The organism is Streptococcus timonensis (assembly GCF_900095845.1).
GTDB classification, from domain to species: domain Bacteria; phylum Bacillota; class Bacilli; order Lactobacillales; family Streptococcaceae; genus Streptococcus; species Streptococcus timonensis.
In genome coordinates this window covers 262,470-275,056 of the sequence record NZ_FMIX01000004.1, presented here as the reverse complement: position 1 = coordinate 275,056, position 12,587 = coordinate 262,470, and the positions used below count along the sequence as shown (strand labels likewise).

The 12,587-nt window shown below is 39.6% G+C and carries 12 protein-coding genes; 1 reads left to right on the top strand and 11 read right to left on the bottom strand.

Annotated features, from left to right (window positions below; genetic code table 11):
• Nucleotides 1-9: 9 nt before the first annotated feature.
• The 4 genes from aroB to BQ2679_RS04595 are packed head-to-tail and all read right to left on the bottom strand — an operon-like array spanning nucleotide 10 to nucleotide 3,777.
• Nucleotides 10-1,077 (bottom strand): 3-dehydroquinate synthase, encoded by a 1,068-nt coding sequence (aroB, locus tag BQ2679_RS04610; RefSeq protein WP_075566717.1) that lies wholly within the window; start codon nucleotides 1,075-1,077, stop codon nucleotides 10-12.
• Nucleotides 1,078-1,095: 18 nt separating this feature from the next.
• Nucleotides 1,096-1,950, bottom strand: coding sequence for a shikimate dehydrogenase (locus BQ2679_RS04605; RefSeq protein WP_075566715.1), 855 nt, complete (start codon nucleotides 1,948-1,950; stop codon nucleotides 1,096-1,098).
• Nucleotides 1,940-2,617 (bottom strand): type I 3-dehydroquinate dehydratase, encoded by a 678-nt coding sequence (aroD, locus tag BQ2679_RS04600; protein ID WP_075566713.1) that lies wholly within the window; start codon nucleotides 2,615-2,617, stop codon nucleotides 1,940-1,942. The genes BQ2679_RS04605 and aroD overlap by 11 nt, the downstream gene beginning before the upstream one ends.
• Nucleotides 2,614-3,777 (bottom strand): class I SAM-dependent rRNA methyltransferase, encoded by a 1,164-nt coding sequence (locus BQ2679_RS04595; RefSeq protein WP_075566711.1) that lies wholly within the window; start codon nucleotides 3,775-3,777, stop codon nucleotides 2,614-2,616. Before BQ2679_RS04595 ends, aroD begins: the two co-directional genes overlap by 4 nt.
• 261 nt (nucleotides 3,778-4,038) lie before the next feature.
• On the opposite strand from BQ2679_RS04595, the gene BQ2679_RS04585 reads away from it, so the two are divergent.
• Nucleotides 4,039-5,490: an alpha-amylase gene (locus tag BQ2679_RS04585; protein WP_075566707.1), complete on the top strand. Its 1,452-nt coding sequence runs from the start codon at nucleotides 4,039-4,041 to the stop codon at nucleotides 5,488-5,490.
• Nucleotides 5,491-5,536: 46 nt separating this feature from the next.
• Here the strand turns inward: BQ2679_RS04585 and BQ2679_RS04580 are convergent, their stop codons facing one another.
• The 7 genes from BQ2679_RS04580 to dapB form a co-directional block, all read right to left on the bottom strand.
• Nucleotides 5,537-6,211 (bottom strand): DnaD domain-containing protein, encoded by a 675-nt coding sequence (locus BQ2679_RS04580; RefSeq protein ID WP_075566705.1) that lies wholly within the window; start codon nucleotides 6,209-6,211, stop codon nucleotides 5,537-5,539.
• 8 nt (nucleotides 6,212-6,219) lie between these two features.
• Nucleotides 6,220-7,164: a homoserine O-acetyltransferase MetA gene (gene metA / locus BQ2679_RS04575; protein WP_045614188.1), complete on the bottom strand. Its 945-nt coding sequence runs from the start codon at nucleotides 7,162-7,164 to the stop codon at nucleotides 6,220-6,222.
• Nucleotides 7,165-7,357: 193 nt separating this feature from the next.
• Complete coding sequence (locus BQ2679_RS04570) at nucleotides 7,358-7,870, bottom strand: adenine phosphoribosyltransferase (protein ID WP_006154681.1); 513 nt, start codon at nucleotides 7,868-7,870, stop codon at nucleotides 7,358-7,360.
• A 141-nt stretch (nucleotides 7,871-8,011) separates the two neighbouring features.
• Entirely contained in the window at nucleotides 8,012-8,605 is a 594-nt protein-coding gene (locus BQ2679_RS04565) for a hypothetical protein (protein ID WP_045614191.1), read from the bottom strand.
• Nucleotides 8,605-10,473 carry an ABC-F family ATP-binding cassette domain-containing protein gene (locus BQ2679_RS04560; protein WP_075566703.1) on the bottom strand — a complete coding sequence of 623 codons (1,869 nt, stop codon included), beginning with the start codon at nucleotides 10,471-10,473 and terminating at the stop codon, nucleotides 8,605-8,607. The genes BQ2679_RS04565 and BQ2679_RS04560 overlap by 1 nt, the downstream gene beginning before the upstream one ends.
• Nucleotides 10,470-11,669 (bottom strand): CCA tRNA nucleotidyltransferase, encoded by a 1,200-nt coding sequence (locus BQ2679_RS04555; RefSeq protein ID WP_075566701.1) that lies wholly within the window; start codon nucleotides 11,667-11,669, stop codon nucleotides 10,470-10,472. The genes BQ2679_RS04560 and BQ2679_RS04555 overlap by 4 nt, the downstream gene beginning before the upstream one ends.
• A complete protein-coding gene (gene dapB, locus BQ2679_RS04550; RefSeq protein WP_075566699.1) occupies nucleotides 11,666-12,433 on the bottom strand; it encodes a 4-hydroxy-tetrahydrodipicolinate reductase in 768 nt (255 codons plus the stop codon). The genes BQ2679_RS04555 and dapB overlap by 4 nt, the downstream gene beginning before the upstream one ends.
• Nucleotides 12,434-12,587: the final 154 nt, after the last annotated feature.

Below are 12,587 nucleotides of genomic sequence, written 5' to 3'. Positions count from 1 at the left end.
ACCTTCTCCTTATTTTACCAAGTATTCTTTCATTTCTTCGAGAGAAACTGGGTGAATCGTCGCTGAACCAAGCTCAGGTACCAAGACTAACTTCATGGTATTCCCACGCGCTTTTTTGTCATGAGTCAAAGCCTGATAAAGCTTGTCAAGTTCCCAATTTTCGTACTCGACCGGCAATCCAAACTTCAGACACATTTCTCGGATAGACTGAGTTATTCCAGCTGGCATAAGTCCTTTTTCTTCTGCTACCTTAGAGACCTGAACCATTCCCATAGCTACTGCCTCACCGTGCATGACATGTCCATAGCCAGCAGTTGCCTCAATAGCATGGCCGATTGTGTGACCAAAGTTTAGATAGAGACGAATGCCATTGTCCAATTCATCTTCAACTACCATCTTGCGCTTCACTTTGCAAGAATGCTCAATCAATCTCTCTGAATGTTCCAAAATGCTTTCCACAGAACCATCCATTTCTATCAGAAGATTCCATAGTTCTATATCCTCGATTAAGCCATACTTGATGACCTCACCCATTCCCTCAATCAATTCTCTTTTCCCCAAAGTCTCAAGGACAAGTGGATCAATCAAGACTCCATCTGGCTGGGCAAATGTCCCCACCATATTTTTTGCAAAGGAAGTGTTAACTCCTGTCTTACCACCAATAGAAGAATCAACCTGGGCTGTTAAACTAGTCGGAATTTGAGCGAAATGAATCCCTCTCATATAGGTGGAGGCTACGAAGCCAGCTAAATCTCCAACAACTCCACCACCGAGGGCAACGATACCATCACTACGAGTTAAGCCTTGTTTAACTAAAAATTCGTAGACTTTCTGAACAGTTGTTAGGTTCTTTCTTTCTTCACCTTCTAAAAAGTCAAAAATCGCCACTTGAAAACCAGCAGCCTCAATACTGAGTTTTACTTTTTCTGCATAGAGAGAAGCCACACGGTTATCCGTTACGATAACAACTTTTTGTGGTTGCCAAAGTTCTCTCAACCATTTTCCTGCTTGAGATAGGCATCCTTTTTCAATCTGAATTTCATAAGGGTGATGCGGAATGTCAATTCTGATTTTCATTCTAGTGGCTCCTTTTCTTTAGTGATATTTTTCTGTTAAGGACTGCCAAATTTCATCTGTTGGCATATCCTTACCTGTCCATAGTTTAAAAGCCTCTGCTGCTTGATATAAAAGCATACCGAGTCCGTTAACAGCTACATTCCCTTGGCTTTTAGCCCATTGTAGAAATACTGTTTCGAAAGGCTGATAAATAATATCTGCCACCAAGACTTGTGGAGGCAAATTCAGGTTTGTAGGAACTGGTGATGATTTTCCGTCCATTCCTAAACTAGTAGCATTCACCAGTAAGTCAGACTGGTGGATTATTTCTTGTAAGATTTGAACATTTTCTAAATCATATAAGTCAACTTTAAAATCTGTTTCCACCCGTAATTTTTCAAGATATATTCTTGTTTTTTCCATAGAAGACGAGCGAACAAAAACAGAAATTTGATCAGCACCGTCTAAAATTGCCTGAGTTAAAATAGATTTAGCAGCTCCACCAGCTCCCAACAAGGTCATTCTTTTTCCGGAAATTTCAAAAGAAGGCAAGCTCTTAAAGAATCCCTTGCCATCTGTATTATATCCAATTAAAGTTCCTTCTTGATTCACTACTGTATTCACAGCACCAATCAGACGGGCTTCCTCACTCAACTGATCCAAATAAGGAATCACTTGCTCCTTGTAGGGCATGGACAGATTGATTCCAAACATCCGGTAGCGGCGAATATTGGCAACTGTTTCTGATAAATCAGTCGCTTTAACTTCCCATGCTAGATAGACACCGTTGGTCTCTGTTGCCTGAAAAGCACTATTATGAATGAAAGGAGAAATAGAATGTTTGATAGGATTTGCAACGACAGCAGCTAGACGCGTGTAGCCATCAATCTTCATTCAAAATCTCCCGAATTTTTTTCATATTTGACAGAGAAATCTGTCCTGGAGCACTAGCTACATCTAAGCTTGCAAATGACCAGCTGGAACCCGTAACATCAGAAGTAATACGAGAAACTTTACCTACTTTCCCCATAGAGATAGTCACATATTCTTGTTCAGGATTAAGGGTTTTAAAACCTCTAGTAAAGTTCATCAGGTCTAATACATCTTGTTCGGTATGGGCCATAACTGATACTTTCACTACTTTTGGATTCAGGCTAGTTAGTTCTGATAAAATTTCCATCATATTTTCAGGTGTTTCTTGAAAGTTATGATAACTCAAAACTAAATTTGGAAAATCTAACATCTGATCAAAAACATCCTTATTCCCAAAATACTCAAAATCCACATATTCAGGTTGATAGAGTTGGGTGACATCCTTAATGACTTGAACATACTCTTGAGCTGACAAGTCAATCTCACCCCCCTCAGCACGAGTACGCAAGGTAAAAAGTAATTCTCGTCCAGCAAATTTCTCGAAAATTGCTGGTGCAACTTGTAAGATTTCATCTTTTGGTAGAAAATCAGCTCGCCACTCGATGATATCTGCATCTACATAACGATTTGCATCAATTGCTTGCGCTTCTTCTAAACTCTTTGGCATAACAGAAACGACTAATTTCATTTAGTTACCTTCATACTAATCACCTTGAGGTAATTACTACTTTCATCTTTTTTGTTAAAAACAAAGTCTGCTGGAAGTCCATATTTATTTAGTACCTGATAGGTTCTTCCTACAAATCCTTTATCAATTTGTTCTGTAAATTTCTTGCGGGAAACATTGGCAGCATTGGTACTAGCAATGATGATGCCTCCCGGATTTAAAATATCGAGACTTTGGGAAATCAACTTGTGATAATCCTTTACTACTGAAAAGGTTTGTTTTTTATTGCGAGCAAAGCTTGGTGGGTCTAGCACGATCACATCATAGCTCAAACCTTTACGTTTAGCATATTTAAAATATTCAAAGACATCCATAACGATAAAATGATGGTTTTCAAGACTAATGCCATTAGCTTCAAAATGAGCTACTGACAACTCTTTCGACCGTTTGGCTAGGTCAACCGAGGTTGTTTCACTCGCGCCTCCCATGGCTGCAGCAACTGAAAAAGCAGCTGTATAGGAAAACATATTGAGCAAGGATTTCCCCATAGCTAAACCATCAACCAAACTTCCACGAACATCATGTTGGTCTAAGAAAATACCTGTCATCAATCCATCATTCATAAAGACCTGGTAAAGGACTCCATTTTCAAGAACTGTAAAATTCTCCGGTGCTTCTTTCCCATAAATATGATCCGACTCATAGTTTAATCCCTTAAATCGAATCTTCTCATAAGCACCCAAAACTTCTGGAAAAACCTGAGAGAATGCAGCAACTATCTGCTGACGGAGTTGAAAAACATATGAGTTATACCATGAAAAAACAAGGTAATCCCCATAAAGATCCAATGTCAAACCACCGAAGCCATCACCTTCTTGGTTAAATAAACGAAAAGCAGTCGTCAAATCATTCTGATAATAAGATGCACGTTTATCTTTGGCTTTTTTAAAGAGTGTTTCAAAAAAAGATTGATCAAAGGAAATATTTTGATCTGTTACAAACCAACCAATTCCTTTATTTTGGGGTGATAGATAAGCCTTTCCTAAAAATTGCTTTCCTTGGTTATACAGCTCAACTTCTATATTCGTTTCAGATAGTTCTGGAAAATCTTCTTTCTCCAAAACAACCTGCCCCTTTTGTATTTTTTTTTCAACACTTCGGCTGACCAACAATTTTTTCATAGATACTATTATACCAAATTTTGTGACAATTCACAAAATAGAAAATGATTTCTCCATTGATGTCATAGGAACTATACAAGCTTTTTGTTTCTGCTTGATTGATTTCTAAATAAGAAGGGTCATTTGTGTTGAGAAATTTCATTCTATTACCGTAAAAATAGACATTCACATCCTGAGGTCTATTTTTGTAGCGCAAACGTTTGCGCATTTGCTTGCTTTGTGGTAAAATGATTCTCAAATTGTTAAGTATGAGGACTATCTATGAAAAATCAAACCCTAATGCAATATTTTGAGTGGTACCTTCCCCACGATGGACAACACTGGACGCGACTTACCGATGATGCTGAGCACCTTGCAAATCTAGGAATTAGCCACGTCTGGATGCCACCTGCCTTTAAAGCTACCAACGAAAAAGATGTCGGTTATGGTGTCTATGACCTTTTTGACCTCGGTGAATTTGACCAAAAAGGAACTGTGCGTACCAAGTACGGTTTCAAAGAAGACTATCTTCAAGCCATTCAAACACTTAAATCACATGGGATTCAACCTATGGCTGACGTCGTCTTAAACCACAAGGCAGCTGCAGACCGTTTGGAATCTTTCCAGGTTATTGAAGTCGACCCAGGAGATCGCACAATTGAACTTGGAGAACCTTTTACCATCAATGGTTGGACAAACTTTACTTTTGATGGAAGACAAAACACCTACAATGATTTCCACTGGCACTGGTACCATTTCACTGGAACTGACTATGATGCCAAAAGACGGAAGTCTGGTATTTACCTTATCCAGGGAGATAATAAGGGGTGGGCCCACGAAGAATTAGTCGATAATGAAAATGGTAACTATGACTACCTCATGTATGCGGACTTAGATTTTAAGCATCCAGAAGTCATACAAAATATCTACGATTGGGCTGATTGGTTCATGGAAACGACTGGAGTAGCTGGTTTTCGTTTAGATGCAGTCAAACATATCGACTCCTTCTTTATGCGTAATTTCATTCGTGACATCAAAGAGAAATATGGACAAGACTTCTATGTCTTTGGAGAATTCTGGAATCCAGACAAGGAAGCTAACTTGGACTACCTTGAAAAGATTGAAGAACGCTTTGACCTTGTCGATGTCCGACTCCATATGAATCTCTTTGAGGCAAGCCAAGCTGGTGCAGACTACGATTTGCGTACCATCTTTAATGATAGTCTGATTCAAGTCAAACCAGATAAGGCTGTAACCTTTGTCGAAAATCATGATACTCAACGAGGACAAGCTTTAGAATCTACTGTAGAAGAATGGTTTAAACCAGCAGCCTATGCTCTTATTCTTTTGCGCGAGCAGGGTCTCCCTTGTGTCTTTTACGGAGACTACTACGGTATCTCTGGTCAATATGCTCAGCAAGATTTTAAAGAAGTTCTTGACCATCTGCTAGCTATCCGAAAAGATTTGGCTTATGGAGAGCAGACGGACTACTTTGATGACCCTAATTGTATCGGTTGGGTCCGTTCAGGAACTGACAATCAATCACCTTTAGCTGTTCTAATCTCTAATGCCCAAGAAAATGATAAAACCATGTTTGTAGGCCAAGAATGGGCTGACCAAACCTTTGTTGATTTACTCGGTAATCATTCTGATCAAGTAACTATCAATTCGGATGGGTACGGAGATTTCCCAGTAGTTGAACGTTCTCTCAGCGTTTGGGGACTTGCTAATTAAAAACAAAAAAACTTGCCTGATTGGCAAGTTTTTTTATTATTCATTATTAGTCTTTCCATAGATCCATAGCGTTTTTGAAATCTGATGAGACTTGTACATTTTGAGGATTGCTTGCTTCTCTTTCCAAGCGCTTAGCTTCTACTTGAGCTACACTCTTAATCCCTTCATGACGCCAGTTGCGGAGAATTGCTTGGATGTATTTCCAATTTGGTTTCCCATTCAAAACAGCTTCACGCAAGGCTTCCTTTATCAAGTCTGCACTAGTTCCATCTTCCTTTAAACTTTTCTCTAAATCTTCAATTTCAAAAGGACTCAAAAGACGGCCTAGTTCCTGTTGGAAAATATCTACCAAGCTCTTTAAATCATTTGGAGCAGATTGCACCTGGTTTGGAGCTTGTTTTTCAAAAAGTTGGTCTAGGCGCTCCAAGGCAAGAGTTGCATCGAAGATTACTTCTATTTCGCCATTAAGTTCAATGGTTCGGTATTGAAGCAATCCTTTCTCAGTCAATCGTGAAATAGCCTGATTGACTTCAGTGACATTTTTGCCGATTTTTTCAGCAATCTGACTTGGAGACAATTCACCTAAAGCCGTTGTATTCTGTAGGTAAAAGAATTGCCAAACAAGAAAGTCCTCGCTAGATGAAAAGAGTTGATTATAGTGCAATAAGAGTGCACTTGGTAAAACTAAATTTCCAGATTTAAAAGCATCTAAATATGTCATAATTCCTCTTATAAATATCCAAAATGAGAAACATCGTCTTCCACCCTCTTCCAGTCAAAAGGTGTCTCCTGGTATACTGCGTAATTCACCCAATTACTAAAAAAGAGAGCTGCTGAAGAACTCCACAGCATACATGGACGAGTATGGATATCATCATTTTTAAAATAATTTTCCGGTATATGGGGGTTTAAACCAGCATCTAAATCTCTAAAGTATTCTTTAGCAAGAGTATCACGATCATACTCTAAATGTCCAAAACTATAAACTTCTCTTAAATCTCTACTAGCGAGGATTGACACTCCAACCTCATCACCAGATGCTAAAATCTCTAAATTGGTATGATTCAAAATATCTTCTTTTAAGACCTCGGTATGTCTAGAATGCGGAGAGACATATAAATCATCAAAACCTCTCAATAGGAGATGACCTTCTTTTAAAACATCTTGAGGATAAATCCCAGAAAGCTTCTGGTCCATCTGGTATTTATCTACACCATAGCGATAGTATAGACCTGCCTGTGCTCCCCAACAAATATGCAAGGTTGAAAAGACATGAGTCTTAGACCAATCGATAACTTGGGTAAACTCTTGCCAATAGTCAACCTCTTCAAATGGAAGGTGCTCAACTGGAGCTCCTGTGATAATCAAGCCATCGAAATAATCGTCTTTGACTTCCGAGAAGGTCTTATAAAAAGTCTCCATATGCTCTGAGCGAGTTGTTTTTGATTGGTGACTCTCCATATATAAAAAGTCAATATCCAACTGGAGTGGAGTATTTGCCAAATGCCGTAAAAGTTGTGTCTCTGTCACAATTTTTTGGGGCATCAAATTTAAGATAAGAATTTTTAAGGGTCGGATATCTTGGTGAGCCGCCCTTTGGTCATCCATGACGAAAATATTTTCCGTTCGTAAAATATCGACTGCTGGTAATTTTTTTTCAATTCGAATCGGCATGGAAATCTCCTTACAATATCAATACTGGGTACGTGTTAAACTGTTATCACCAATTAGACTTTCCAATTGGCAACTTTCTTTCCCTTTATTATACTGTAAGAAGGTATAGTTTTCAATTATAGTTTTTCTCTAACTAGATATAGCCTTATTTTATATCAAATGACGAGAAAACAGCCCCAAGGACTGTTTTTCATTAATAATGCATCAAAACTTTATAATCGTAATCTCCGATTGCCTCACGACCTTTTAGCTCATCGAGCTCAATCAAAAAGGCACAACCAGCTACGACACCACCTAATTTCTCAATCATTTCGATTGTCGCTTTAACAGTACCACCTGTTGCCAAGAGGTCATCTACAATAAGAACACGTTGACCTGGTTTGATAGCATCTGCGTGCATGGTCAAAGTATCAACACCATATTCTTTTTCGTAGTCAGCTGAAATGACTTCGCGTGGCAATTTCCCTGGTTTACGAACAGGTGCAAAACCAATTCCCAACTCAAAAGCAACTGGACATCCAACAATAAATCCACGTGCTTCTGGTCCTACGATCATATCAATTTTTTTGTCAGTAGCATATTGAACAATTTCGCGAACAGCGTAACTGTAGGCATTTCCATCTGCCATCAAAGGGCTGATATCACGGAATGTAATTCCTTCTTGTGGATAATTTTCAATACTTGCAATGTAATCTTTTAAGTTCATAGCGTTTCTTTCTTTTAAAGTTTTTACTCCCTATTATACCATATTTCCTAGAAAAGCGAAATAGAAAGAAGCCTTGGAATATCGTTCCAAAGCCCCTCAGACCTTCATAAAATTCGGAGATTCGCTCGATCAATGAAATCTTTACTTCTTTTTGCTTTTAGAAGTTTGATTCCGTTGACGATTCTGTTGGATACGCCACTCTCGCTCAAAGTAGGACATGACTTCAAATACTCTCTTTGGTAAGCCAACATCCAGCAAATAGATTGGGATTTTCAAAACGTTAGAATGTTTTGAACTTGTAAATCTACTTCGAAGACGATACCAGAAAAAGTTGGATTTTAAAACTTCCTTGTCATAAAACTGAACCTCAATCATATAAAAATCCCTTGCATTTCTACTACCCTTAATTCTCGTGAGAGCAAACTTTTCTACCTGTCCCCAGGAATAAAACTGCCAGTCTTTCTTTGGATATGGTTTATAGGAAAATCCTTGAGCCGTACATTTCAAATACTCTTTATCAGAAAAAAGCCGTCGCAAATGTTGATACAAAATGAAGCCAACGATGAGGATCAAGAAACCAATAAAGAGGATTAAGGGCACCAATCCCGCAGGTGCTTCTTCGGGATAGCTCAGCAAAAACGAAAAGATCCAAAGTAGAAGAGCCAATTCTAGTAGATAAAGAATAAGGCTCAAAACGATTTTCTTACTACTCCATTTAATAATTGTTTCTTCCATTATACTAACTCACTTAAATATTCATAGCGTTCATATTTTTCCAGCAAGTCTTCATTTTTCTCGTCTAACTCTTTTTGAAGGGTAGCTAGTTTCCCAAAGTCAGAACCATTTGCTAGCATTTCTTTCTCTATAGAAGAGATGCGGTTTTCTAAGGCTTCGATATCACCTTCAATACTTGCCCACTCCTGCTTTTCCTGGTAGGTCATGCGTTTCTTCTCTTCACGGACTTTGACCACTTTCTCCTTTTCAGCCTTTTGAACTTGGCTTTTTGCTTCTGCTTCAAAAGCCTTTTCATCTAGATAATCTGTATAATGGCCAAAGAAAGGACGGATGGTCCCGTCTTCAAAAGCAAGAATCTTAGTTGCTACCTTATCAAGGAAATAGCGGTCGTGACTAACTGTCAAGACTGGTCCTGCAAAACCTTCTAAGAAATTTTCTAGAACTGTTAAGGTCGAAATGTCTAGGTCATTTGTTGGTTCATCCAAGAGAAGCACATTGGGTTTTTCAAGGAGTAATTTGAGGAGGTACAGACGCTTCTTCTCTCCACCTGACAGCTTCTCAATCAAGGTACCGTGCGTTGAACGAGGGAAAAGAAATTGTTCTAGTAATTCTGCAATGGATGTCGTAGGGCCACCGCTCGTCTTAACTTCTTCTGCCACTTCTTGCAAGTAATTGATAACTCGCTTGCTTTCATCCAATCCTTCGATTTGTTGCGAGAAATAGGCAATGCGTACTGTTTCACCGATGATAACTTGTCCTTCAGTCGCTTCAAGTCTTCCTGCAATAAGGTTAAGAAGGGTTGACTTCCCAACACCATTGTCCCCGACGATTCCGATACGGTCTTTGGCTTGGACCAAAAGATTAAAATGTTTCAGAATCGGTTTATCGTCATAGGCAAAGGAAACATCCTTAAACTCGATAACTTTTTTACCGATACGGCTAGTTTCAAAATTCATGCTCAAGTCTGTCTCAAGGCTAGTATCTGAAACTTCCTTTTTCAAGTCATGGAATCGATTGATACGAGCTTGTTGCTTGGTCGCACGAGCTTGAGGTTGCCGTCTCATCCAAGCTAATTCTTGTTTGTAAAGTTGTTCCTTTTTGTGAAGAAGAGCTGCATCACGCTCATCCTGTTCAGCCTTGAGACGGACATAATCTTGGTAATTCCCCTGATACTCTGTTAATCCACCTCTATCCAATTCAAAAATTCGCGTAGATAGAGCATCTAGGAAATAACGATCGTGGGTGATGAAGAGGACGGTCTTCTTGGAATTCTTCAAGAAAAGTGTCAGCCACTCGATGGTCGCAATATCCAAGTGATTGGTTGGCTCATCAAGAAGCAAGAGATCATGGTTACCCAAAAGCACTTGTGCCAATTGAACCCGTCTACGAAGACCACCCGACAAAGCTCCAACAGGAGTTGATAATTCTTGAATGCCTAGTTTACTGAGAACAGTCTTGACCTGACTTTCGATTTCCCATGCTTGGAGAGAATCCATCTCCGCCATGACCCGTTCTAGATGCGACTGCTTGTCCTCACTGTAGCTGAGCATAAGCAGTTCATACTCCCGAATCAACTGGATTTCCTTGAGGTTACTGGATAAAACAGTATCCAAGACAGTCTTGCTATCATCAAATTCCGGATTCTGGGTCAAATAACCAATCTTGTAATCACTCTTTGCTGAAAAAGGGCTAATATCGCCATCAAAACCTGAAACACCTGAAAGCACATCTAGAAGGGTTGTCTTTCCTGTTCCATTGACACCAATGAGTCCTATGCGATCTAAGTCGTGGATGATAAAAGAAATATCCTTAAAAACAGTCTTATCACCAACTGATTTGCTTAGTTTTTCAACGATAAAATCACTCATTTTCTCTCCCTTAAGTATGCATGAATGGCTTCCACTTCATTATCTAGATTACCATCCACAATAGCGTACTCAATTTCCTCTAAAACATCTCCTAATTCTGGACCTGGATGATAGCCATATTCCTTGATGAGAATGCCACCATTAATTTGCATCTCTTTCTTATCATGAATAGTCAAGCTCTCGTAGGTTTCTGTGATTGCTTGTGGGTTGACTTCCTTTCCTTGAGCTCTGCGAAGATTTTCAGCCTGTAGAAGAAAGTCCAAATCAAAACGGTAACAATCACGGTTACCTAGTTCCCCTTCTTCTCGGAGAGCCAAAATAGATAGCAAATCCTGTACCTGCTTGGCAAATTGGCGTGAAGTCTTCCAATGTTTCAAAAATTGTTGAGTATCTTCCACTTCTAAAACCCATAAAAGTGCTGCCCAAGCTTGCTCAGAAGATTCAAAAGTAAAATCTTTTTCTAAATCAAACAAAGACTGGAGTTTCTCCTGACTGCCTACCATATCTGGAAGATAATCATAAGCTTGACTCTCAATCATAGAAGATAAACCTACTCGCCAATAGGGAGCCAGTAAAAGCTTATCAAACTCGACAAAGGTGCGTTCCACAGAGATTCTATCTAAGAGTGGCGTTAAGGCCTTCATCGCTTCAAACGTTTCTTGCTCGAGTTCAAAACCAAGACTAGCTTGGAAACGAAAGCCACGCATGATGCGTAGCGCGTCTTCATTGAAACGTTCACTAGCTACACCAACTGCACGCAGGACCTGATTTTCTAAATCTTTGAGACCATCAAATAAATCGACGATTTCCCCTGTCTCATCCAAGGCAAAGGCATTGACTGTGAAATCTCGGCGTTTGAGATCTTCTTCAAGTGAACGAACAAAAGAAACAGAACTTGGTCTCCGATAGTCTACATAGACATCTTCCGTCCGAAAAGTGGTGACCTCGTACTCTTCATCTCCATCTAAAACCAAAACGGTCCCATGCTCAATGCCGATATCAGCTGTGCGTGGAAAAATCTGCTTAGTCTCTTCAGGATAAGATGAAGTCGCAATATCCACATCATGGATGGGACGATTGAGTAGGGCATCCCTAACAGAGCCACCCACAAAATAAGCCTCAAATCCTGCTTCTTTAATTTTTTCTAATACTGGTAAAGCCTTCTGAAATTCAGAAGGCATTTTTGTTAATTTCATAGTAAGTGTTCTAATCCATAGACAAGCTCATGACGCTTGACAACTTCTTTGATTCCCAAATTCACCCCTGTCATGAAGGAGCTACGATCATAGGAGTCATGACGCAGAGTCAATCCTTCTCCCTGATTTCCAAAAATAACTTCCTGATGGGCCACAAGACCTGGCAAGCGAACTGAGTGAATTCTCATACCATCAAAGTCGGCTCCACGGGCTCCAGCAATGAGTTCCTCCTCATCACTAGCACCTTGTTGAATAGACTCACGAACTTCAGCCATCAACTCAGCTGTTTTGATTGCTGTCCCGCTCGGAGCATCTTTTTTCTTATCATGGTGAAGTTCAATAATCTCCACATTTGGAAAGTATTTAGCTGCCTGTGCTGCAAATTGCATAAGTAAGACAGCACCCAAGGCAAAGTTAGGAGCAATCAAGCCACCCAAGCCTTTGGAACGAGACAATTCTTTTAATTCTTCGATTTCTTGACTGGTGAAACCTGTCGTTCCTACTACTGGAGCAAAGCCATTTTCAAGAGCAAAGCGTGTATTCTCATAAGCAACTGCTGGAGTTGTAAAATCCACCCAAACATCAGCACTAATACCAATTAGGGTTTCCTTATCATTGTATACAGGAACACCTTGCCAAGAATCTACTTTCTCAGAAGGGTCTATAACTGCAACTAAATCTAAGGCCGGATCTGCTAGCACCATTTGACAAGCAGCTTGTCCCATCTTACCCTTAAATCCTGCAATAATTACACGAATACTCATTTCTATCTCAACTCCTATCTAAGATATCAAGCCCGTATGAATACAAAGTGAAACTAAGAGTTCTAATCAAGGAGTTTCTCCCCCTTGGAAGAGCGATTTTTCACAGAGAGTTCCAGGCGTGTTCAAATTCTAAGATACAAAGGGCGATATCTGT